Annotated in this window: 20 protein-coding genes, 1 pseudogene and 2 other annotated features; of the genes and pseudogenes, 15 read left to right on the top strand and 6 right to left on the bottom strand. The window is 36.7% G+C overall.

The annotated features are described in order from the left end of the window. Nucleotides 1–126: 126 nt before the first annotated feature. The 5 genes and pseudogenes from ppsA (at nucleotide 127) to MHH45_RS10065 (ending at nucleotide 5,532) form a co-directional block, all read left to right on the top strand. Complete coding sequence (gene ppsA / locus MHH45_RS10085) at nucleotides 127–2,742, top strand: phosphoenolpyruvate synthase (RefSeq protein ID WP_088094193.1); 2,616 nt, start codon at nucleotides 127–129, stop codon at nucleotides 2,740–2,742. A 112-nt stretch (nucleotides 2,743–2,854) separates the two neighbouring features. Continuing rightward, nucleotides 2,855–3,271: pseudogene (locus tag MHH45_RS10080) on the top strand (glycosyltransferase family 1 protein); the annotation flags it as partial. Nucleotides 3,272–3,616: 345 nt separating this feature from the next. Further along, a complete protein-coding gene (locus tag MHH45_RS10075) occupies nucleotides 3,617–4,318 on the top strand; it encodes a TCR domain-containing protein (protein WP_016113823.1) in 702 nt (233 codons plus the stop codon). Between the two features lie 66 nt (nucleotides 4,319–4,384). Further along, complete coding sequence (locus MHH45_RS10070) at nucleotides 4,385–4,858, top strand: hypothetical protein (protein WP_016113824.1); 474 nt, start codon at nucleotides 4,385–4,387, stop codon at nucleotides 4,856–4,858. Between the two features lie 491 nt (nucleotides 4,859–5,349). After that, nucleotides 5,350–5,532: a hypothetical protein gene (locus tag MHH45_RS10065; RefSeq protein ID WP_016113825.1), complete on the top strand. Its 183-nt coding sequence runs from the start codon at nucleotides 5,350–5,352 to the stop codon at nucleotides 5,530–5,532. A 239-nt stretch (nucleotides 5,533–5,771) separates the two neighbouring features. Here the strand turns inward: MHH45_RS10065 and MHH45_RS10060 are convergent, their stop codons facing one another. The 5 genes from MHH45_RS10060 to putP form a co-directional block, all read right to left on the bottom strand. Next, complete coding sequence (locus MHH45_RS10060; protein ID WP_016113826.1) at nucleotides 5,772–6,059, bottom strand: hypothetical protein; 288 nt, start codon at nucleotides 6,057–6,059, stop codon at nucleotides 5,772–5,774. A 2-nt stretch (nucleotides 6,060–6,061) separates the two neighbouring features. Further along, a complete protein-coding gene (locus MHH45_RS10055; protein WP_016113827.1) occupies nucleotides 6,062–6,358 on the bottom strand; it encodes a DUF2089 family protein in 297 nt (98 codons plus the stop codon). A gap of 1,450 nt (nucleotides 6,359–7,808) precedes the next feature. Beyond that, nucleotides 7,809–8,657: a DUF2935 domain-containing protein gene (locus MHH45_RS10050; RefSeq protein ID WP_016113828.1), complete on the bottom strand. Its 849-nt coding sequence runs from the start codon at nucleotides 8,655–8,657 to the stop codon at nucleotides 7,809–7,811. Nucleotides 8,658–9,022: 365 nt separating this feature from the next. Next, nucleotides 9,023–9,412: an Ig-like domain-containing protein gene (locus tag MHH45_RS10045; protein ID WP_016113829.1), complete on the bottom strand. Its 390-nt coding sequence runs from the start codon at nucleotides 9,410–9,412 to the stop codon at nucleotides 9,023–9,025. A gap of 181 nt (nucleotides 9,413–9,593) precedes the next feature. Beyond that, nucleotides 9,594–11,060 carry a sodium/proline symporter PutP gene (gene putP / locus MHH45_RS10040; RefSeq protein WP_016113830.1) on the bottom strand — a complete coding sequence of 489 codons (1,467 nt, stop codon included), beginning with the start codon at nucleotides 11,058–11,060 and terminating at the stop codon, nucleotides 9,594–9,596. A 305-nt stretch (nucleotides 11,061–11,365) separates the two neighbouring features. After that, nucleotides 11,366–11,604: a binding site (T-box leader), on the top strand. A 49-nt stretch (nucleotides 11,605–11,653) separates the two neighbouring features. Continuing rightward, nucleotides 11,654–11,894 (top strand) — a binding site (T-box leader). A 52-nt stretch (nucleotides 11,895–11,946) separates the two neighbouring features. Here putP and trpE point away from each other — a divergent pair. The 9 genes from trpE to scfB all read left to right on the top strand — a co-directional run bounded on the left by trpE (nucleotide 11,947) and on the right by scfB (nucleotide 20,292). After that, entirely contained in the window at nucleotides 11,947–13,365 is a 1,419-nt protein-coding gene (gene trpE, locus MHH45_RS10035; RefSeq protein WP_140386014.1) for an anthranilate synthase component I, read from the top strand. Continuing rightward, entirely contained in the window at nucleotides 13,362–13,949 is a 588-nt protein-coding gene (locus tag MHH45_RS10030) for an aminodeoxychorismate/anthranilate synthase component II (protein ID WP_016113832.1), read from the top strand. Before trpE ends, MHH45_RS10030 begins: the two co-directional genes overlap by 4 nt. Continuing rightward, complete coding sequence (gene trpD / locus MHH45_RS10025; RefSeq protein ID WP_088093965.1) at nucleotides 13,946–14,971, top strand: anthranilate phosphoribosyltransferase; 1,026 nt, start codon at nucleotides 13,946–13,948, stop codon at nucleotides 14,969–14,971. The genes MHH45_RS10030 and trpD overlap by 4 nt, the downstream gene beginning before the upstream one ends. Next, nucleotides 14,972–15,733: an indole-3-glycerol phosphate synthase TrpC gene (gene trpC / locus MHH45_RS10020; protein ID WP_088093966.1), complete on the top strand. Its 762-nt coding sequence runs from the start codon at nucleotides 14,972–14,974 to the stop codon at nucleotides 15,731–15,733. After that, the gene (locus tag MHH45_RS10015) at nucleotides 15,730–16,338 is read left to right on the top strand and encodes a phosphoribosylanthranilate isomerase (RefSeq protein WP_088093967.1); all 609 of its coding nucleotides are present in this window, start codon (nucleotides 15,730–15,732) and stop codon (nucleotides 16,336–16,338) included. Before trpC ends, MHH45_RS10015 begins: the two co-directional genes overlap by 4 nt. Nucleotides 16,339–16,340: 2 nt before the next feature. Continuing rightward, complete coding sequence (trpB, locus tag MHH45_RS10010; RefSeq protein ID WP_088093968.1) at nucleotides 16,341–17,534, top strand: tryptophan synthase subunit beta; 1,194 nt, start codon at nucleotides 16,341–16,343, stop codon at nucleotides 17,532–17,534. A 3-nt stretch (nucleotides 17,535–17,537) separates the two neighbouring features. Next, nucleotides 17,538–18,299 carry a tryptophan synthase subunit alpha gene (gene trpA, locus MHH45_RS10005; RefSeq protein ID WP_088093969.1) on the top strand — a complete coding sequence of 254 codons (762 nt, stop codon included), beginning with the start codon at nucleotides 17,538–17,540 and terminating at the stop codon, nucleotides 18,297–18,299. A 309-nt stretch (nucleotides 18,300–18,608) separates the two neighbouring features. Further along, a complete protein-coding gene (scfA, locus tag MHH45_RS10000) occupies nucleotides 18,609–18,758 on the top strand; it encodes a six-cysteine ranthipeptide SCIFF (protein ID WP_016113838.1) in 150 nt (49 codons plus the stop codon). Nucleotides 18,759–18,885: 127 nt separating this feature from the next. Further along, nucleotides 18,886–20,292, top strand: coding sequence for a thioether cross-link-forming SCIFF peptide maturase (gene scfB, locus MHH45_RS09995; RefSeq protein ID WP_088093970.1), 1,407 nt, complete (start codon nucleotides 18,886–18,888; stop codon nucleotides 20,290–20,292). Nucleotides 20,293–20,624: 332 nt separating this feature from the next. On the opposite strand, the gene MHH45_RS09990 is transcribed toward scfB, so the two are convergent. Next, nucleotides 20,625–20,978, bottom strand: coding sequence for a transposase (locus MHH45_RS09990; protein ID WP_088093971.1), 354 nt, complete (start codon nucleotides 20,976–20,978; stop codon nucleotides 20,625–20,627). Between the two features lie 231 nt (nucleotides 20,979–21,209). Between MHH45_RS09990 and MHH45_RS09985 the strand changes: the two genes are divergently transcribed. Next, the gene (locus tag MHH45_RS09985) at nucleotides 21,210–22,706 is read left to right on the top strand and encodes an L-lactate permease (protein ID WP_088093972.1); all 1,497 of its coding nucleotides are present in this window, start codon (nucleotides 21,210–21,212) and stop codon (nucleotides 22,704–22,706) included. Nucleotides 22,707–22,781 lie beyond the last annotated feature (75 nt).

The raw sequence follows: 22,781 nt of genomic DNA, 5'->3' as shown, positions 1-22,781 counted from the left end.
GTTTAGCTGTTTTTTGAACTCTTCCTAATTTAATTATAGCATTTAAAAAATGGTTAATATAGACTTTTTATTCTCATTTACTACTGCTAAAATCAATAGAACATTAATGGTTAGGAGAGATGTAGAATGAGTCCTTTGGTTCTCGGTTTTCAGGAGATAGAAGAAACACAGCTTTTGCTCGTTGGCGGAAAAGGGTTAAATTTAGGGAAATTATCAAAAATTCAAGGAATACAAGTACCAGAAGGATTTTGTATTACAACAGTAGGATATCAAAAAGCCATCGAACAAAACGAAACGTTTCAAGCATTGTTGGATCAAATAACAATGCTAAAAGTAGAGGATCGTAATCAAATTAGTGAAATCAGTAGGAAGATTCGACAAATTATTATGGAAGTAGAAATTCCTTCCGATGTTGTGAAAGCAGTTGCTGACTATCTCTCCCAGTTTGGCGATGAACATGCTTATGCAGTGCGTTCTAGTGCGACCGCTGAAGATTTGCCACATGCCTCTTTTGCTGGTCAACAAGACACTTATTTAAATATCATCGGAAAAGAAGCAATCTTGCAGCATATCAGCAAATGTTGGGCTTCCCTATTTACGGATCGAGCGGTAATATACCGAATGCAAAACAGATTTGACCACAGTCAAGTTTATTTATCCGTTATCGTCCAAAGGATGGTTTTTCCACAGGCTTCAGGGATTTTATTTACCGCTGATCCGATTACTTCTAACCGAAAGCTGCTATCAATCGATGCCAGTTTTGGACTTGGAGAAGCACTGGTCTCTGGCTTGGTATCTGCCGATTGTTATAAAGTACAGGAAGATAAAATCGTCGATAAGATGATAGCAACCAAAAAATTGGCTATCTATGCACGAAAAGAAGGCGGAACAGAAGCGCGGCAAATTGATCCTGATCAGCAAAAGACTCAAACACTTACTGAACAACAGATATTACAACTAGCACGCATAGGAAGACAGATCGAAGCTTATTTTGGTTGCCCACAAGATATCGAATGGTGTTTGGTTGATGATACATTTTATATTGTCCAGAGTCGTCCAATCACTACTTTATACCCCATCCCTGAAGTGAATGATCAAGAAAATCACGTCTATGTATCTGTTGGTCATCAACAAATGATGACCGACCCCTTGAAACCATTGGGAATGTCTTTATTCCAGTTAACATCTTTTGGACCCAGGTTTAAAGCTGGTGGAAGGTTATTTGTTGATATCACGCATAATCTGGCTTCACCTGTCAGCAGAAAAACGATAATAGATACATTGGGACAATCCGATCCGCTCATAAAAGACGCACTCATGACTATAATAGAGCGAGAAGATTTTATAAAATCGTCACCAGATGGTAAAAAAGTACCGAGTCCCAGTAAAAGCAATAAAGGTATATCATCTTCGGGTTTTCAAGCACAAATCGAAAACGATCCGACAATCGTTTCTAATTTGATTAAGAGTAGTCAAACATCGATAGAAGAGTTAAAACAAAACATCCAAACGAAATCAGGATCAGATTTATTTGATTTTATTCTAGAAGATATCCAGCAATTAAAGAAGATTTTATTTGACCCACAAAGTTTGGGTGTGATTATGGCTGCTATGGATGCTTCAACATGGATCAATGAAAAAATGAACAAGTGGTTAGGTGAAAAAAACGTAGCAGATACGCTTTCTCAATCTGTACCAAACAATATTACTTCGGAAATGGGTCTGGCGCTATTGGATGTCGCAGATGTGATTCGTCCTTATCTAGAAGTAATTGATTATTTACAACAAGTAAAAGATGATGACTTTTTGGATGAACTGGTTAAGTTTGATGGTGGACAGGAAACCCAAGACGCTATCTATGATTATCTCAGCAAATACGGAATGCGATGTACCGGAGAAATCGATATTACTAAAACTCGTTGGAGCGAAAAACCAACTACACTTGTCCCCATGATTCTTGGTAATATCAAAAACTTTGAGCCGAATGCTAGCAATCGGAAATTTGAGCAAGGGCGACAGAAAGCTTTGAAAAAAGAACAAGAGTTATTAGATCGATTGAAGCAATTACCGGATGGTGAACAAAAAGCCAAAGAAACAAAACGAATGATCGACCTAATCCGGAATTTTATCGGTTATCGGGAATATCCAAAATACGGCATGGTTAATCGCTACTTCGTTTATAAGCAGGCTTTACTGAAAGAAGCCGAACAACTCGTACAAGCCAACGTTATTCATGAAAAAGAAGATATATACTATCTCACTTTTGAAGAACTTCACGAAGTCGTACGCACAAATAAACTAGATTACCAGATCATCAGCAAACGAAAAGACGAGTACAAATTATATGAAAAACTAACTCCACCACGTGTTATCACGTCTGATGGTGAAATCATTGTAGGTGAGTACAAACGAGAAAATCTCCCAGCCGAAGCGATTGTAGGTCTACCTGTTTCTTCCGGAGTTATAGAGGGACGAGCACGTGTCATCTTAAACATGGAAGATGCTGTTCTAGAAGATGGAGATATATTAGTCACCTCCTTTACTGACCCTAGCTGGACACCATTGTTTGTATCCATAAAAGGCCTAGTCACCGAAGTTGGTGGACTGATGACCCATGGAGCAGTTATCGCACGTGAATATGGCTTACCAGCAGTTGTCGGAGTGGAAAATGCTACCAAACTGATAAAAGATGGGCAACGAATTCGCGTGCATGGAACAGAAGGGTATATCGAAGTATTTTAATTTCTGAATACGTCCAGATTTAATTAGTAGCACCGCTCCAGTGGATACCAGAGCGGTGTCTCACAATCTTTCCATTGGGACAAAAAATTGAAGCCAACTTTATCGGTGGTGCAAACTTAAAACAGATACTTTTATAAAGCCTATCTCTGAAGACGTTGATGTATTATTTATCGGTGCTATGAATGAGCGCCGTAAAGCAGTTTTTGATCAGTTAAAAAAGCTTGCACCAGATTTAAATATTATTTTTAAAAGCAATGTATGGGGAATTCTCAGAAATGAACTTATAGCGAGATCCAAAATTATTTTAAACATTCATTATTATTTAACTGGTATTCTTGAAACGCCGAGGATTTCTCACGCTGTCGCGAATCATAAATTCATTATCTCTGAAACTAGTAACCCTGACGATGAAGCAAGAATTGATTATGAACAGCTCAAACTTAATTTAGCAAAGTTAAATAAAAATAATAAAAATAAATACGTAGAAGAGAAAACTGCTTTCGTTAAATCAATTTTAGAAAAGATTTAATGTTTTTTTATTAAGTTAACAGGGGGATAAGCTGAAAAAGAAAGGACATAACATATTTTATACGACCAATATGTTATGTCTTTTATCTATCTTTTTTCAATTTAGGTCTGGATAAGCTATATTTTCTCTGAATTTTATCTACTCTTGCATGGACTTTAAGATATCAATATAATGTCTCCTAAGACTCATACCAATATCTGAACATCCTAAATCTACATTCCCCTGATTTCTTTCAACACCGTTTTATCTTCTTCTTGCAATTCTAAATCAGCTAAAAATTACATTTGATGATGACTATAAATACCTATATTTTTATGGAAATTAAAGTTTTTCGGGGGGATAAAGATGTGGCAAAATGAACAAGGATATTCCGGTGGTTATCCTTATTATCAACGTAATTGTTCCAATTCAGCTTGTTTGAATCCCTATTGTCAGTGTGGAGAAAATTGTAGGTGTGACCATAACCATCAATGTCATGGGGGAGGCAACCTTGTTTATACGCAACAGAAAGTTAATTTAAGTAATTCTATGCGTTCAGTTTGGGAACAACATGTATATTGGACTAGGATGACAATCATTAGCATAGCTTTTGGTTTACCAGATATAGACGTTGTTACCGCTCGTCTACTTCGCAATGCTGTAGATATGGGGGATTTGCTAAAACCTTATTATGGAAATGAAATAGCAACAATGTACAACAACTTAATAAGGGAACACCTGGTAATTGCTGCGGAACTTGTCAAAGCTGCAAAAGCCGGCAATCAAGAGACTGCAACGGCTGCCGAGAGAAAGTGGTACGTAAATGGAGCTGAAATTTCCCAATTTCTAAATAGAATAAATCCTTTTATTTCAAGAGAGGGATTCCAAAAAATGTTTTTCGAGCATCTGACACTTACTAAAACGGAGGCAGTACTTATGCTCCAAGGTGATTTTAAATCCAGTATTACTGTATTTGACAAAATTGAAGCAGAAGCCTTACAAATGGCGGACACAATAACGATTGCAATTGTAAAGCAGTTCCCGAAAATGTTTTACATATATATTTAATAGGGCAGAAAGGACCTCAAAAAAACCCGAATATTGCCTGAAATACCAAGTGGGAGGGAAATATAATTGGGACATGAAATGAACCATATGAATACTGTGGGTATATCGTGGCTCTTTGCCGTTGTTATCTTATTTATTTGTGCACTGCTCATTTGTCATATTATTTTTACACTCTGGAAGCAACGAAATCGTTTATACAAATTCAATGAACAATCTAATATAATCGTCCATTCACTTCCGATGTCCTTAGGAATGGTTTCTACAATGACAGTTTGTGTAGTTATTGGAGCCATTATGAGTCACCATCTAAGTACGGCCTATGTTTTAGGACTCCTGATTGGTGTTTTTGTTAGTGGTATTATCAGTTTTCCATTTCAAGATATGATCCTCATATTAAACGGGATTGTAGCAGGAGCAATGGGAGGATTAATGGGCGTAATGATTGGTATCATGATACCTCAAACCGGATTGTATATCATTGTAATACTATTAATGATATTGTTTACAGCCACTTGGGTTACCATGAATCGACGAAAGTAGGATCTGCTCCCTTATTTTTGGGTGTGAGGCAAAGATTGGGGGAGCGAAGCAAGGGGCTAACCCCTAAATATGCGTAAATTTATAAAACATTTTTATTAAAGCATTGTTCTAAAAGAAAAACGAAAGACGTATAAAATGACAATAAAGTTATTTAATGTAGTGTAGTGCTATCCTAAAGAGAAGTAAAAAATCCCTCTTGGAAATAGCACTATTTTTGTGCTGAAAATAGCTGTTTTTTACCTTTTAAAACACTTACAGGAAGTTAGTTTTTTAAGTCTTAACGGGGGCCCGCCCCATGCCCATCAACTTAACATTTTGAAGTATCCCCCAAACGAAAAAAATTGTACTGTCAAAGGTAAATATAGAATTAGAGTGCAAATTATCAAGAATTAATAATTAGTAATGTAGAAGCTTTCAAATAAAATCGGTAAAATAATAACCAAGTATTGAAATTAGAAACAGGACTGTATTAAAAAAGGAGATTCTATACTATGGAGCAAATTATTTCAAATAATAAGAACGGATCTACAGAAATATATTATAAGTTATTCTCTATGTTATCTTTCTTGACTTTTCATAAGATTACATCCATTGAAAAGAAAAAGAAAAGTCTTAAGCTTTCCCTCAAAAATGAATTGGAAAGTTTAACAAAAAATAACCCTTATAAATTATAATGCCTTTCTCAAAAATTAAACTTTACAAGAAGATTTATTTAAAAAATATTATTAAACCAATATAAATTCATATTAATTTGACCTCAAAAACGCTATTCTTTTTGTAGAAATATACAGAAAGGATGGCGTTTTTTTTGTTGTATGGATACTAATTTACATTAGGTTTTCTGATAATGTGATAATATCTCATGTTGCTTTATAAAACGAAAAAGAGACCTTAACAAAAAGATCTCTTAAAATTAGAGATTCTGTAACTCAATTAGATCTAATTCTTTTTGTCTCTTTTTTTTAAAACGTTTTCTTCCTGAAGCCCATATACTTAAAAATCCGCATAAACCAGCTATTATCATTATCCATGTAGAAAAATAATCACCTTTAGCTATTAGTAGTTTATTAAAAAAGAAGCTAATAAAACCTATGTATGCTACAGGAAGAATTCCACCTAAATAAGGGTTTTTTCGAGATGATAAAAAGATTTGAGTAACTATAATAACAATAATAACTAGTATTCCAACTACAGGACTCATAATTAAACATCCCTTTCTTTTTTATATTTTTCTATGATGATTTTAGCGATGTCTAGACTAATTCGTTCATCAATAACAAATCCCTTAATCATATTTACAAACTCTACATCATCTTCTTTACTATGTACTTCAATCTTTTTGATTAACCTATCTAATTTGGCACGTACTGTTGGATAAGAAACATCATACAAGTTAGACATATTTTTTAAAGAGCCAGAATTCAATATAAACTTTCTAATAAATTCTAAAGACTCTTTATCTAACGAGAGAACCCATGAAGGGATTTCTTCTCTTTCCATAAAAAAACACCCCCTTGCTTTAATAATATTAAACTCAACCTAAAAATTATTCAATATATAATTAAATAAAATAAAAAATATTTTAAATTTATTTGTGTTTTTAAAATCACAGATTGATGGTATATTGTATATTTCATAAAAAAAGGAGCTTTTATGCAAACAGATTATCAAGTTTTGCAGTCTTTTAGGAATAGTACCCTATGCCCACCAACCCAATCAGAATAACCTTCCCAAAAACGATATAAATAAATTTTTTTGTTATAAAAGCCACAAAATTTTCGTTTTGGGGATACTTCAAAACTTTAGCTTGATAGCGATGTGGTAGGACCCAAGGAAACAATTAATTTCCAATACATGTCTTAATGGCGTACCGCCAACATTTTAACGAAAATATACGCTAAGCAAAATTCGACATGAGAAAACGTTGATTTTACTACTCTAAGCGATATCACCAGTAGGTATTTGAGACAAATGCACTTCAATGTAAAAGGTGCTGAAAAGAGCTTAAATAGTGTCTCAAAACTCATCTTTAAATCAAATTCTCAATTCAACTCGTGTTATGGAGTTTTGAGAATCCCTTAGCGTATAAAAACGTTAAAATGTGTGTCCTACTCCTAATGCGAAAATATGATATTTCGTGACCTTACCCTCATATGCAATATTACATATAAAAATATATTGATATAAATGTAAGCGCTTACTATAATAAAAGCATAAAGATAAATCACATCTTAGCATCAACAACAGAGGAGGAAATAATATGACAATTGCAATGACAGTTTTAAAATTTGTAGGTGGAGCACTTCCATTCGTTCAAGAACTTTTAAAAGCATTTATGTAAGTACATTATTTAGCAATTATTTATAAAAATTATCATATCTTAATACGAAATAAGAGGAGGAAATAATATGGCAATCGCAATGGCAGTTTTATCATTCTTAGGTGGAATCATCCCATTAGTAGGAGAGCTTTTAAAAGCAGTAATGTAAGTTCATTATCCCGCAATTATTTATAAAAATTATCATACAAATGATCTGTATATCAAAGATGAATTGATTTGCAGATCATTTGTGTGAGCAAAGTCCCTTTAGCATTATGAAGGGACTTTTTTTAATTTCTACATACTTGAAGTTTCCTCACATCAACATCAAGTTAAAAGCACTTTTAAAACATTAAAAAGTGCTTTTTATTTATTATAAATACGAATGTAAACTTTTGAATATTAGTTTACTTTCAAATTCCCGAAACCATTGCCTTCCCGTCAATTCTCCTAATATCCTCAATTTATAAAAAGAAATTATACATTCAAAAGACTATAAACAAAGGGGTTAAAAATCCCTTTGGGAATATTTAATAAAATAATGTATGAATCTATCACAAGGAAAAGAAGCTAACAATAAATTGTTAACTTCTCAGCTTAAGGAAAAATAGTATCTTTCCTTATCTTCTACTATCTAGATTGTGATTTAATATTTGTAAGATGAGCATCAAACATATCAATTATTTCAAGAAATCTATCAGCTTCACGGAAAACATGATCTGCTAATAATGGATGAATGATACTCTTTATTTTACATTGCTCAATTAAATCACGTGCCGTTTTCTTAAAATCCCGAAGAGATGTAACTGACACACGATTTTGATCTAAAAATTGATCTAAAAGAGGAACTGTTTGGGATTGTGGTTTCATAGATTCTAAGTCAATTGCTTGATACATCAATTCATCAAAATCATTGCTAAAATTCCGGGCTGTATCTACAAGCTTTCTTTCCGATGGATCAAGAAGATGACCAATAAATTTAGCATGGTCTGCCATAATCCTTAAAAAGAACACATTTTCTTTAATAATAGCATCAGGAAGGGCATCTAATTTACCTTCATTTAATTCAATTAAACGTTTTCTAAAATAATTAGCTTCCCTACTTGTATGGTCAACTAACAGTGGGAAATTATTTTGTCCTGGCAATTTACATGTGAGAATTAATCCTAGAATTTTTCGTTTAAATCCAAAAATATTAGTTGCAGCTTGTTGTACTTCTGAATTAAATCTTTTTATTTGCTCAGGATCTGTTTGATTTGTATAGGAATACGCTATTTGTTCGATATGTTCAAACAATCGATAAAATTGATTAGCCTCTTGGATTAATTGAGTATCCTCACATCTAAACCCCAATCGGAGAAAAAAAGAATGCTCCTTCATAATTCTAGACCAAAAACGAATTTCATTTAATGATCGTTCAACAAACATTACAGACGTAACACCCGTATCAGGATGTAATGAGGTTTCATCCCTATTCATTCTTAATCCCCCCAGTAAATACTAAGCTAGTTCCATTCTTATGAGTAAATATATATAAAAATACCATCAATAAAAATTCATGATGAATAATGATAAATCTCGTATACATGTAAAATTAACCTATCATTATCGATAGCCAAAAAAAGCTCACTCCTTATCTATTTTTATATAAGGAGTGAGCTTTTCTTCTGAAGTTTCCCTGGCGCAACCTTAGCTTGATAGCAATGTGGTGGGACCCCATATAACGAAGAACGAATGTAAATAATAAAATCCCCCAACATATTAGACATATATAATATGTTGAAGAGATTTATATTAAAACATTTTATAAAATTAGGTCTTGATAAACGTGTTAGCAAGGGATTTTATTTTGGATTTGTTATAAAAGGATAAACATGAACGATACATAAATCACGAAATTTTCCTTCGGCAGTTGTTACGATTACGACAGCTCGCCCAGGATTCATTCCAGTTATGATTGCTTTGTTATCATCTGCATAAACTGCTATGACGTCATGATTCATATTTTTCCATATAAGCTCTTGGTTTGTTGCTTGAATTGGGAGTACAAAGACAGATAATTCAGCGTTTTGTCCTACTTTTATTTTTAGTTTGTTTTTTTGTATATGCACACCAATTACAGATACAACAGAAGGAGCAAGTGAGATTTGAGGTGAATTTGATTGTATGTTTGGACAAGAAGTATTTGTGATAGGTGAAAAGTTTTTTGTATTTTGGTGTCTTAGTGATGCCATCAATCGTTATTCCCCTTTCTGTATGAGTGTCGATACTCATACTATAACGAAGTAGTGTTATGATAAATTTAACGAAATATAAAGAAATTGTTAAATTCAAAGAGGAAATTGTCGAAAGGTGAGTAAAAGAAAGGAACCTCCGCTGTTATGATGAAAGCGGAGGTTCCCTAGTCTAAAAATATTATGCAATTTTCTCAAATTCCTCGAACTGCTTTTCAACTTCTTTTGAAGGTTTTGTTAGTAAACTAACAATAACAATTGCTAGTAAACTTGCTGTGAAACCTGGAATCATTTCATATAGGAAATCTTTTAAAAACTTAAATTGTGTCCACGTGATAACAGTTGCAGCACCAGCAAGCATACCAGCTAGCGCGCCCCATTTTGTCATACGTTTCCAGTATAAGCTTAGTAAAACGACAGGACCAAATGAAGAACCAAATCCAGCCCAAGCATAGCCAACAAGCGCTAGGATTGTGTCGTTTTGTTTAAATGCTAATGCACATCCAATAAGTGCAATGCCAAGAACAGCCATACGACCGACAAATACAAGCTCGCGATCAGATGCAGAACGTTTAAAGAATGTTCGATATAAGTCTTCTGTTACCGCACTTGATGTAACAAGAAGCTGAGATGAAATTGTACTCATAATCGCTGCTAAAATAGCTGCTAATAAAAATCCAGTAATGAGTGGGTGGAATAAAATTTTCCCTAGTTCTAGGAAGATTGTTTCTGGATTCGATAGCTTTAATCCTTCTTTTGAATAGTAAGCAATACCGATAAGACCAGTAAACATAGCTCCTACCACAGAGAAAATCATCCAGCTCATACCAATTCGGCGTGCGCTTTTGATTTCTTTGACAGAAGAGATGGCCATAAAGCGAACGATAATATGAGGTTGTCCAACATAACCAAGGCCCCAAGCGAATAATGAGATAATACCTAATACAGAGGTCCCCTTAAAAATATTTAAAAATGTTGGATCAATTGATTTGATCGTATCAAATGCTGGTCCAAGACCATTTACATTCATAATTGTTACGACTGGAACAAGAATAAGAGCAACTACCATAATGATTCCTTGAACGAAGTCTGTCCAGCTCACAGCTAAGAAGCCACCAAATAATGTATAGGCTACAACAACTGCTGCGACAATGAATAATCCAACATGATAATTCATGCCAAATGAATTTTGGAATAATACAGCGCCTGAAACTAATCCTGAAGCTACATAAAATGTGAAAAAGATCATAATAACAAGTCCAGAAACAAGACGTAGCATATGAGATGCATCATGGAAACGATGCTCTAAAAATTCTGGAATCGTAATAGAGTTGTTTGCAATCTCAGAGTAGGTACGTAAGCGAGGTGCGACATAGACCCAGTTTGCGTAGGCGCCGAGTGTTAGGCCAATCGCAATCCAGCTACTACTTAATCCAACGCTAAACATCGCACCTGGTAAGCCCATTAAGAGCCAACCGCTCATATCAGATGCTCCAGCACTTAATGCTGTTACTGCGGGGCCTAGTGTACGCCCGCCAAGCATATAATCTGTTAAGTTGGATGTTCGTTTATAAGCAAAATAGCCGATGACTAACATCCCGAGCATGTAAATAGAGATAGAAATTAAAACTAATATCTGCGAATTCATGTAGTTCCCCTTCCTTTTGTAATGTCTTTTGATGAACTTTGCATAATTATAATCTATCATGATTATTTCAGAAAATCCATATACAAATACGAATTTTCTGAAATGTAAGCGTTTTTTGACAATGTTTTATTTTTAGAATATATAATTTTCTGACAAAAAACCTTAATTTTAATAGAGTATTTATTATATTTACATAGAAACAGGTTGTTTTGTCAATATAATATTGAATGGAGAGATAAATAAAAATTTTAAAAAAGTATTGACTTATGAAAAAGGAAAGGAATATAATGATTTCAACTTAAAAAATGCAAGCGTTGATGAAGAAGAGTACGTATTATGAACATGTCAGAGAGCTGATGGTTGGTGCGAATCAGTATGGAATTAATATGGAATGGCCTTCGGAGCTTCCAAACCGAACCGAAAGAAGTAGGCTTTGGCGACATGATCTCATCGATACAAGAGACACGTATTATATTTTGATACGTTAAAGTGCGTTACATTTGTAACGAATTAAGGTGGCACCACGGGAGTACCCGTCCTTTCTATAGGATGAGTACTCCCTTTTTGTGTATAAAAATAAATGAGCTGAATAAACTAAATCGTTTAAGTAAGAAGAGTACGTATATTGGAGACGTTCCAGAGAGCCGGGGATAGGTGGGAGCCCGGTGCGGTACCATATGCGGAATGGGCTTACGAGAGGTATGCTGAACCGAAAGAAGTAGGCAACCCGGGTTCCGCCGTTACAAGGATAAGGTATATATTTGTACCTGAATAAAGCGGGATGCTTCTGCATCCAATAAGAGGTGGTACCACGGTGAATTTATCGTCCTCTACATATTTCGATATGTAGAGGACTTTTTTTATTTCCAATAGTGAGGTGACAGACATGATAACGAAAGAACAATTTAATATGCAAAAGAGACAAGGAAAATCCTTTTTGGTAATTGATGAAGAAGAAGGAGATAGTGTAACGCCAATTGCTTTATATCGCCAGATGAAAGGTGAGAAAAAATTTTTACTCGAAAGCTCGCAGCTTCATCAAGATAAGGGACGTTATTCTTATTTAGGATGTGATCCATACGGAGAAATCAAAAGTGTAGGCGCGGCGGTAGAGATTACGATAAATGGTAGGACTGAAAAGATAGAAGAAAATGTATTACAAGTATTGAAAAAGACCCTTGCGCCATCGGGGGTGGAAAGTCCATTTCCATTTTGCGGAGGAGCAGTTGGATATATTGGTTATGATGTGATTCGGCAATATGAAGATATTGGAGGAGAACTGTTCGACCCGATAAATATTCCAGAAGTTCATGTATTACTGTACCGCGCGTTTATTGTATACGATCATTTACGTCAAAAATTATCGTTTGTATATGTATACAGAGAAGATGATACAGACTCTTTTGAAGAAGTGTATGAGAGATTACAGGCATATAAACAAGACGTCTTACATGGAAAAGAAGAACAAGTGACAGAAATGCAGCCTTCCTTATCCTTTACTTCTTCTATAACAGAAGAAAAGTTTTGCAACATGGTGGAGAAGGCAAAAGAATACATTCGAGCTGGTGATATTTTTCAAGTTGTGTTATCTCAGCGTCTGCAAAGTGAATTTATAGGCGATTCATTTGAACTATATCGCAAACTTCGGATTGCAAATCCATCACCGTATATGTTTTATATTGATTTCCAAGATTATGTTGTACTTGGTTCCTCACCGGAAAGTTTACTTTCTGTACGAGATGAAAAAGTGATGACAAATCCAATCGCAGGAACAAGACCACGTGGAAAAACAAAAGGAGAGGATGAAGAGATAGCGAAAGAACTCTTAGCAAATGAAAAAGAGCGTGCAGAACATATGATGCTTGTAGATTTAGGGCGAAATGATATCGGGTGGGTGAGCGAAGTCGGCTCCGTGGGGCTAGATAAGTATATGCAAGTAGAGAAGTACTCACATGTGATGCATATTGTATCTGAAGTTTACGGAACATTGCGAAAACGAATGGATTGTTTTGACGCATTAGCGTATTGTTTGCCGGCTGGTACTGTATCTGGAGCACCGAAAATTAGGGCGATGGAAATTATAAATGGATTAGAAACTGAAAAAAGAAATGTGTACGCCGGTGCGGTAGGATATATAGCTTTTTCTGGAAACCTTGATATGGCGCTTGCGATTCGCACAATGGTTGTCAAAGACCAGAAAGCATATGTGCAGGCGGGAGCTGGCATTGTCTATGATTCAGATCCAATTGCTGAATATGAGGAGACGTTAAATAAAGCGAAGGCGCTTTTGGAGGTAATGAAATGATTGTACTCATCGATAACTATGACTCATTCACTTATAACTTGTATCAATTGTTAGGGGCATATGAGGAAGAGATTGTTGTCCTGCGAAATGATAAAGTGACGATTCAAGAACTCGAAGAAATGAAACCAAAAGCAATTATTCTTTCGCCAGGACCTGGAAAACCAGAGGATGCAGGGATTTGCATCCAGGTAATTCAACATTTTTATAAACAAATTCCGATTCTTGGCATTTGCCTCGGACACCAAGCGATTGTTTCAGCATTTGGCGGGGAAATTGTGGGGGCGAAGCACATTAAACACGGAAAAACATCACGTGTAAAACATAATGGTACGTCAATATTTTCATATGTCACACAGCCGTTCACTGCGATGCGCTATCATTCACTCGTAGCGGCGAAGCATACGATTCCAAAATGTTTTGATGTATTAGCAACAGCGATGGATGATGGGGAAATCATGGCGGTTCGCCATAACTATTATCCACTCTTCGGATTGCAGTTTCATCCAGAGTCAATTGCGACGGAAGAGGGCGGGAAATTAATCCGTGCATTTTTATCCAGTGTGAAAGAGGAGGAGCGAGTATGAATAGTTATCTTCGGAAATTAGTTGAAGGACAAGATTTAACGGAACAGGAAATGTATGAAGCAGGCCTTGCACTCTTAAGTGAAGATATATTAGAAAGTGAAATTGCAGCTTTTTTAGCATTGTTAAAGGCAAAGGGCGAAACTTCGAATGAAATATATGGTCTCGTTCGTGCTCTTCGGGAAAAGGCATTACCATTTGCAAGTCATATAAAAGGAGCAATGGACAATTGTGGAACCGGCGGAGACGGTGCACAAACATTCAACATTAGTACAACATCTGCTTTCGTACTTGCCGGGGCTGGCGTAAAGGTGGCGAAACATGGGAATCGCGCGGTTTCTAGTAAAACAGGGAGTGCGGATTTATTAGAAGAACTTGGTGTCAATATTGCATGTACACCAAAAGAAATTGATTATTTATTAGAAAAAGTCGGCATTGCTTTTCTATTTGCACCAGCTATGCATCCAGCACTTAAACGCATTATGAAAATAAGAAAAGAGCTAAATGTACCGACCATTTTTAATCTAATTGGCCCTCTTACAAATCCGATTGATTTAGAAACGCAGTTTGTTGGTATATACAAACGAGATATGTTGTTGCCAGTAGCAGAGGTATTGCGAAAGCTTGGTAGAAAACAAGCGCTCGTTGTAAATGGAAGTGGATTTTTAGATGAAGCATCTCTGCAAGGGGAAAATCATGTAGTGATTTTAAAAGATAACAAAATTATAGAAGAGAGTATTATTCCCGAAGAATATGGATTTTCTCGTGTGAGCAATGAAGAAATACGAGGCGGGAATGCAAAAGAAAATGCGAATATTACACTGCAAGTACTAGAGGGGAAAAAGAGTGTATACCGTGATACGGTTCTACTCAATGCAGGTCTTGCACTTTTTGCAAGTGGAAAAGCAGGGACAATGCAAGAAGGAATTCATATTGCGGCTCAAAGCATAGATTCTGGAAAAGCGTTATCGAAATTGAATCTATTAATTAGTGCAAGTAATAAAAGATTGGAGAAGGTGAACTAAGTGGAAACCATTTTAGACAAGATTGTTGAGCAGAAGAAAAAAGAGGTAGAAGCGCTGCACGAAACATATACGCCGGTGAAGAAACAACGGAAGTCACACTCTCTTGTAGAGGCACTGCAAAACTTCACTGTCATTGCTGAAGTGAAGCGAGCTTCACCATCTAAAGGAGATATTCATTTACATGTAGACGTACCAAAGCAAGTAAAAATGTATGAAGAGTGTGGTGCCGGAGCAGTTTCTGTTTTAACGGATGAACAGTTTTTTAAAGGATCTTTTCAAGATTTAGAAACAGCACGAGCAAATAGTAATATTCCACTTCTATGTAAAGATTTTATTATCGATACGATTCAAATTGACCGGGCGTACGAAGCGGGAGCGGATCTCATTTTACTTATCGTTGCTGCACTACCAGAGCAAAAGTTACAAGAGTTATATGCATACGTGCAAAAAGTAGGATTAGAGGCAATTGTAGAAGTCCACAATGAGGCAGAATTAGAGGTAGCGTTAGCACTAAACCCTCATGTGATAGGAATAAACAATCGCAATTTGAAAACTTTTGAAGTGGATTTGAGTACGACAGAAAATCTAGGGAAACGATTGAATGAAGAAAATATGCTTTGGATTAGTGAGAGTGGTATTCATACGGAAGAAGATATCGTACGTGTGAAGCAGGCTGGTGCAAAAGGAATTCTTGTTGGGGAAGCGCTGATGACTGCACCTTCTGTTAGAGACTTCTTCCAATCGCTGAAGGTGATAACATGAAAGTGAAGATTTGCGGCATTACCGATGTAGAAACAGCAAAGAAAGCGTGTGAATATGGCGCAGATGCGATTGGATTTGTGTTTACGAAAAGCAAAAGGGAAATTGCGCCTGAAAAGGCAAGACAGATTATTGGTGAGCTTCCAGCTGATGTAATGAAAGTTGGTGTTTTTGTAAATGAATCGGTAGAGGTCATTCAGAAAATCGTAAATGATTGTGGTTTAACACATGTACAACTGCATGGGGATGAAGGAAATCATCACATTAGAAGATTGAATATTCCGTCTATAAAAGCGATTGGTGTACATTCGAGCGAAGATATAAAACAAGCAACAAATTATGAAGCTGATTTTATCTTATTTGATAGTCCGAAAGACAAATTTCATGGTGGAAACGGAAAAACATTTTCATGGCAGTTACTAGAGCGTATGCCAAATACAGTTCGTAAAAAGTGCATATTAGCTGGTGGATTACATCTTGGAAATATTACAGAAGCAATTGAAACTGTTAAGCCATATATGGTGGATGTCAGCAGTGGAGTGGAAACGGATGGAAAGAAAGATAGCGAAAAAATAAAACAATTTATTATAAAAGCGAAGGAGTGTTAAATATGCAATATGCATATCCAGATGAAAAAGGTCACTACGGTATATACGGAGGACGTTACGTTCCAGAAACACTTATGCAGTCCGTTTTAGAATTAGAGGAAGCATATAAAGAAGCGATGCAAGATGAAGCATTTCAACAAGAATTAGAGCATTATTTACAAACGTATGTTGGAAGGGAGACACCGCTTTATTTTGCTGAAAATCTCACAAAGTATTGCAAAGGAGCAAAAATTTATTTAAAGCGTGAAGATTTAAACCATACAGGAGCCCATAAAATTAATAATACAATTGGGCAAGCGCTTCTTGCAGTACGAATGGGTAAGAAAAAGGTTGTAGCTGAAACAGGAGCTGGACAGCACGGGGTTGCAACGGCGACGGTATGTGCCTTACTCGGTTTAGAGTGCGTCATTTTTATGGGAGAAGAAGATGTAAAACGTCAAAAGTTAAACGTCTTCAGAATGGAACTATTAGGAGCGAAAGTGGAAAGCGTTGCAGCAGGTAGTGGAACGTTAAAAGATGCAGTAAACGAAGCGCTTCGCTACTGGGTTGCACATGTGCACGATACGCACTATGTGATGGGATCTGTCCTTGGACCGCATCCATTCCCGCAAATTGTACGTGATTTCCAAAGTGTAATCGGGAAAGAAACGAAGAAGCAATATGAAGCGTTAGAAGGGAAATTACCAGAAGCGGTTGTTGCTTGCATCGGCGGCGGTAGCAATGCGATGGGCATGTTTTATCCGTTTGTACACGATGAAGAAGTTTCTCTTTACGGCGTAGAAGCAGCAGGTAAAGGGGTTCATACAGAGAAGCACGCAGCAACATTAACGAAAGGAAGCGTTGGCGTCTTACATGGCTCTATGATGTATCTCCTTCAAAATGAAGAAGGGCAAATTCAAGAGGCACACTCCATTTCAGCAGGGCTCGATTATCCTGGAGTTGGACCAGAACATAGCTTGCTAAAAGATATTGGCCGTGTTTCCTACCACTCAATTACAGATGACGAAGCGCTGGCTGCATTTCAGTTACTAACGAAAAAAGAAGGAATTATTCCAGCATTAGAAAGTTCCCATGCAGTGGCGTATGCATTAAAACTCGCACCTACAATGAAGCAAGATGAAGGGCTTGTTATTTGTTTATCAGGTCGTGGTGATAAAGATGTGGAAAGTATAAAACGTTATATGGAAGAGGTGTAAACGATGGGAGTAGAAAGAATTACAGCGGCATTTCAAAATGGAAAAAAAGCATTTATCCCTTATATAATGGCGGGAGATGGCGGCTTACAAAAGTTAAAAGAGCAAATTCGTTTTCTAGATGAAGCAGGAGCGAGTATTGTTGAAATTGGTATCCCTTTTTCTGATCCAGTTGCAGATGGACCAACAATTCAAAGGGCAGGAAAACGAGCATTAGATAGTGGAACAACGCTCGGAGGAATCTTTCAAGCATTAGCGGAAGTAAGACAAGAAGTAACCATTCCATTTGTACTTATGACCTACTTAAATCCAATTTTAGCATTTGGCAAAGAACGGTTTACCCAAAGTTGTCTGGAAGCTGGTGTTGATGGCATTATCGTTCCAGACTTGCCGTATGAAGAACAGAATATTATTGCACCCCTCCTTCGGGATGCAAATATTGCTCTTATTCCACTTGTTACCGTAACGAGTCCGGTTGAACGGATTGAAAAAATTACGAGTGAATCGCAAGGGTTTGTCTATGCGGTAACGGTAGCGGGGGTCACTGGGGTTAGACGTGACTTTAAGCAAGAAATTCATAGTTACTTAGAAAAAGTAAAAGCACATGTACATCTTCCAGTAGTTGCTGGATTTGGAATATCAACAACTAATCAAATAGAAGAGATGATTACTGTATGTGATGGAGTGGTTGTGGGAAGTAAGGTAATTGAGTTGTTAGAAAAAGAAAAAGAAGAGGAAATTTGTGAACTGATTGCTGCAGTGAAATAAGAAGAAGAGGCTGCCTGTTAAGGGGCCTCTATATTATATGAGCAAGTTTCAAACCATTAAGGCCTTTCACATCAGTGGGGGGGTTCTTCATCTCCCACTAATTATTAGTTGAGCGAATTGGCTTTTACGGACAGTTGATTCCCAAACTAATATGAAAACATCAAGAATGATTGACGTAAACCAAAGGTGTTGTTAAAATTGTTACTGGAATTAATGTGAAGTATTTCACAAATTGTAGTTTTTAATGTGAAATACTTCACAAATGTTGAGGTTGTTTCTTAAAAATATTTTTAAAAGGAGTTATACGTCATGAAAAGAATCGTAACACTAAGTACTCGTAAACTGACAGATACAGTAAAACATGGTGGTTGTGGTGCATGTCAAACATCTTGCCAATCAGCTTGCAAGACGTCTTGCGGAGTTGCAAATCAAAAATGTGAAAACATAATGAACAGATAGGAAATGAGAAACGTACCGCCCAACTGCTTCCCAGATGGGCGGCCATTTTTATCCCGCATGAACAAGAAGTAAAAGCCCCATTAACGGAAGCTTTACTTTATAGATAAAAGGAGTTTGATTATTAAATATGATTCATCAATATAAATTAAACGGATACAACATCGTACTCGATACCTACAGTGGATCAGTACATGTTGTTGACGACCTCGCTTATGAAATCATCACGCTTTATGAGACTACTGCTGCAGAAGAAATCATAACAATGATGCTAGAAAAATACGTACATGATTCCGATATCTCTGAGAAGGACATTCGAGAAACCATTGCAGATATCGAAGAGCTAAAAAATGATGGGAAACTCTTTGCTGAGGATGAATATAAGAGTCTCTCAATTGATTTAAGAAATCGCCAAACTTATGTAAAGGCCCTCTGCCTCAATGTTGCACATACATGTAACTTATCATGCGAATACTGCTTCGCCAGCCAAGGAAAATATAATGGAAGCAGAGCGATTATGAGTTATGAAGTTGGCAAAAGAGCTATCGATTACCTATTGGAAAACTCCGGTCATCACCGAAATCTCGACATCGACTTCTTCGGGGGAGAGCCGCTCATGGCCTGGAAAGTTGTAAAACGGATTGTCGCTTACGCAAGAAGTAAAGAAAAAGAGTACAAAAAAACGTTTCGCTTTACCTTTACTACAAATGGCATGTTGCTAAACGATGAAATCACTGATTTTTTGAATAAAGAAATGTACAATGTCGTATTGAGCCTTGATGGAAGAAAAGAAGTCCACGATCACCTTCGTAAAACAGTAACTGGAAAGGGGAGCTATGATTATATCGTTCCGAAGTTCCAAGAATTCGTCAAAAAGCGTGGAGATAAAGAATACTATGTGCGTGGAACCTATACTCATAACAACGTTGACTTCACCAATGACATTTTTCATATCGCAGATCTTGGTTTTGACAAGCTCTCGATGGAACCGGTCATCTGTAATCCGCGGGAACCATATGCACTCACCGAAAAGGACCTTCCAGATATTTACAACCAGTACGAAATTCTCGCCCAGGAAATGCTAAAGCGTGAGGAAGAAGGTAATGGATTCACTTTCTACCATTACATGCTTGACCTCTCAGAAGGCCCTTGCATCCAAAAGAGAATTTCTGGCTGCGGCTCAGGAACCGAATATTTCGCTGTCACACCATGGGGCGAGTTCTTCCCTTGCCACCAGTTCATCGGGGATAACGAATACAGTATGGGAAACATTTGGGATGGGATTACAAAACAAGAGATGCAATGTCAATTTAAAGAGAGCAGTTGCTACTCGAAGCCAGAATGTCAGGACTGCTGGGCGAAACTTTACTGCAGTGGTGGTTGCCCTGCCAACGCATTGCACGCAACCGGCTCCATCAATGGAATCTACGATTTTAGCTGTGACATCTTCCGTAAGAGAGTAGAATGTTCCGTGATGGTTAAAGTAGCAGAATCCATGAGAACTATGAAAAAAAACAAACAAGCCGTGGCACATTGAACTACCTCCACCTACCTCTACACGAGCTTTGAGGTGGGGGATTCTCCTGTTTCGGCCCTAGCAAAAACAGTTCCCCTCGTTCAACAAAGAGGATACAACGATATAGAAGTTCCGTAGTGTCCCTGAGACGACCCATTCGGTCTTCCTAGGAAAACAAAATAGGTATAGCTACTTTGTTCTTATATCGAGGCGTAGAACACCTTGTCATGCATCCAGTTCCTAGACTTGTTATCTGCTCTGGTAATAAGCGTAAGAGACTGGGACAAGGTGCTCTTTTTTCTTTATGTAAATCATTTTGCTAGTTTTTTCTTCTCACTTTCAAATAAGTCTAATCACTCGATTTGTAACGCTTCTTTCGGTTGATTCACATCATATAACTGATAGAAATGAGGCGTACGAATATCCAATCGATTGTTTAATTGATGCCAATGGCTCCAGTGGTGCGCCTCTTTCTTTGGAATATAAGACTGCAGCACCTGGGGCACTTTCTCTTTATATCCTAACCCTCGGCGTCCAATCGTGAAAGCTGCGGATTGATGAATAGAGATACCGAATTTCCGCATATACTTCATTTTCCCTGCAATCGAAGTGTAGGCGGGATTCACTTGAAAGACAGCCACGCCCATTTTATCTGCACGACTGAGAATTGCATTTGTCATCTTCTCATACGCAAACATACTCTTCATTCGATTCGCTCGTTTCCTCTCTTTGATTCATTTCTGAAATCAGCTGCCAAAATTGTTCTTTGTTCATATCTAAAACCCCTTTTGAGAAATATAGTATTTCTTGTAGTGTATCGTTTTTTCGATCATTTACTTGATAAAGAATAGTAAAAAACTGTTGTGAAATGAATTGAATATTCCGTCAACTGTTATATAATAGTTACAATTGTATCTTATAAGAAACGAGATGATGGTATGGCTGTATTGTTAGCCCTTATTCCGATTATGATGATTTTTATTTGTTTATTTGTATTTAAGCAAACATCACTTAAAGCATCGTTAATTTCCTATATTGTATGCGGTGGAATCGTTTTACTAACACCGATATTTCGCTTGCAAATAGGTGAGGTGATGCATGCGACATTTAAGGGCGGACTAATTTGTTTTATTGTAGGCTATGTTTTGTTTTTTGGTATTTTTTTATTTCACCTGATGAACAAAATGGGGTATATCAATCAAGTCGCGCGATTTATGGAACAAGTTACACATGATCGATTATTACAAATGCTCTTGATGTGTTTTGGGATTTGTCCACTTATCGAATCAGTGAGCGGATTTGGAATTGGTTTTATGGTAGCGGCTCCTATTTTTCTCTCGCTAGGTTATAAGCCATTTCAAGCAGTTTTATTATCGTTTATCGGTTTATTGGCGAGTTCCTGGGGAGCAATGGCAACAGGAACGATTATTGGATCACAGCTTATCAACATGCCATTAGTAAACTTAGGATCTCGTACAGCATTATTAAGTATTCCGATATTCGCATACTTTGTCATACTTTCTTTGTATGTAGTTGGCGGCTGGCAAGCAGTGAAGGGAAAATGGAAGGAAGGGTTCGGTTTTTTTCTCTTATTTTCTATATCAATCTATCTTTCTAATGCATACGTAAGTGTTGAACTAGCTGGGATTTTAAGTTCGATTGTAACAATTACATTTGGCTTTCTTATCATTAAAATAACAACGAGGCAAGGGAAGGAGATGTTATCAGAACATGCGGCAACTGTAGAACGAGAAGCCTCTATTTTAAAAATTATAAGTCCTTATTTATTTTTAACGGTTTGTATCTTACTATCTCGTCTCATTCCGTCTCTACATCATACGCTACAATCTTATGCAGTTCTCGACTTACCATCATATTCTTACAAACTAGAACTATTGTATTCACCAGGTTTTTGGCTTGGTGTTACGTGTTTATTTGCCATCATTTTCTTTCGAATTCCATCTACTATAATAAAACAATCTTTATCTCAAACGATCAAACAATGGATACCGTTTGCAATTACAACGACAATGTTTATTGCGATTTCAGAATTAATGGGTGCAGCGGGTATGCACACATTATTAGCGGACGCAGCAGGGCAAACATTTGGAACATTATTTGTCTTTGTAGCACCTTTCATCGGTGGAATTGGTGGCTTTCTGACGGGAAGTAACGCAGGATCAAATGCGATGTTTATTAAACTACAAATGCAGACAGCGCAGAATGTAGGACTTCCGTGGCAATATGTTACAACCCTTCAAAATACAGCTTCTTCTGTAGCGACAATTGCTTGCCCATCACGGATTACACTCGGGGCCTATTTATGTAATATCCGGTATCGTGAGAATGAATTGTTAAAGAAGACAACGCTTATGATTTTTGGAGCGGTGTTGATTGTGGTGGTGGAGGTTGCCGGGTGGTATGTATTACAATGAGAAGTTTGAAAGAAAATCCTCTATTCTAGAAGGATTTTCTTTTGCTTTAGGGTAATTTGTAAAGTAGTAAGAGCT

The organism is Bacillus sp. FSL K6-0042 (assembly GCF_038006685.1).
In the GTDB taxonomy this organism is placed as follows: Bacteria; Bacillota; Bacilli; order Bacillales; family Bacillaceae_G; genus Bacillus_A; species Bacillus_A pseudomycoides.
Note: the sequence above shows the minus strand (reverse complement) of the source record. Positions and strands in the feature narration are given on the sequence as shown.

Excerpts from the sequence above, each read along its gene's own strand:
- ppsA (WP_088094193.1), top strand. The coding sequence starts at position 127 with ATGAGTCCTTTGGTTCTCGGTTTTCAGGAGATAGAAGAAACACAGCTT.
- MHH45_RS10075 (WP_016113823.1), top strand. The coding sequence starts at position 3,617 with ATGTGGCAAAATGAACAAGGATATTCCGGTGGTTATCCTTATTATCAA.
- MHH45_RS10065 (WP_016113825.1), top strand. The coding sequence starts at position 5,350 with ATGGAGCAAATTATTTCAAATAATAAGAACGGATCTACAGAAATATAT.
- MHH45_RS10060 (WP_016113826.1), bottom strand. The coding sequence starts at position 6,059 with ATGAGTCCTGTAGTTGGAATACTAGTTATTATTGTTATTATAGTTACT.
- MHH45_RS10055 (WP_016113827.1), bottom strand. The coding sequence starts at position 6,358 with ATGGAAAGAGAAGAAATCCCTTCATGGGTTCTCTCGTTAGATAAAGAG.
- MHH45_RS10050 (WP_016113828.1), bottom strand. The coding sequence starts at position 8,657 with ATGAATAGGGATGAAACCTCATTACATCCTGATACGGGTGTTACGTCT.
- MHH45_RS10045 (WP_016113829.1), bottom strand. The coding sequence starts at position 9,412 with ATGGCATCACTAAGACACCAAAATACAAAAAACTTTTCACCTATCACA.
- putP (WP_016113830.1), bottom strand. The coding sequence starts at position 11,060 with ATGAATTCGCAGATATTAGTTTTAATTTCTATCTCTATTTACATGCTC.
- trpE (WP_140386014.1), top strand. The coding sequence starts at position 11,947 with ATGATAACGAAAGAACAATTTAATATGCAAAAGAGACAAGGAAAATCC.
- MHH45_RS10030 (WP_016113832.1), top strand. The coding sequence starts at position 13,362 with ATGATTGTACTCATCGATAACTATGACTCATTCACTTATAACTTGTAT.
- trpD (WP_088093965.1), top strand. The coding sequence starts at position 13,946 with ATGAATAGTTATCTTCGGAAATTAGTTGAAGGACAAGATTTAACGGAA.
- MHH45_RS10015 (WP_088093967.1), top strand. The coding sequence starts at position 15,730 with ATGAAAGTGAAGATTTGCGGCATTACCGATGTAGAAACAGCAAAGAAA.
- trpB (WP_088093968.1), top strand. The coding sequence starts at position 16,341 with ATGCAATATGCATATCCAGATGAAAAAGGTCACTACGGTATATACGGA.
- trpA (WP_088093969.1), top strand. The coding sequence starts at position 17,538 with ATGGGAGTAGAAAGAATTACAGCGGCATTTCAAAATGGAAAAAAAGCA.
- scfA (WP_016113838.1), top strand. The coding sequence starts at position 18,609 with ATGAAAAGAATCGTAACACTAAGTACTCGTAAACTGACAGATACAGTA.
- scfB (WP_088093970.1), top strand. The coding sequence starts at position 18,886 with ATGATTCATCAATATAAATTAAACGGATACAACATCGTACTCGATACC.
- MHH45_RS09990 (WP_088093971.1), bottom strand. The coding sequence starts at position 20,978 with ATGAAGAGTATGTTTGCGTATGAGAAGATGACAAATGCAATTCTCAGT.
- MHH45_RS09985 (WP_088093972.1), top strand. The coding sequence starts at position 21,210 with ATGGCTGTATTGTTAGCCCTTATTCCGATTATGATGATTTTTATTTGT.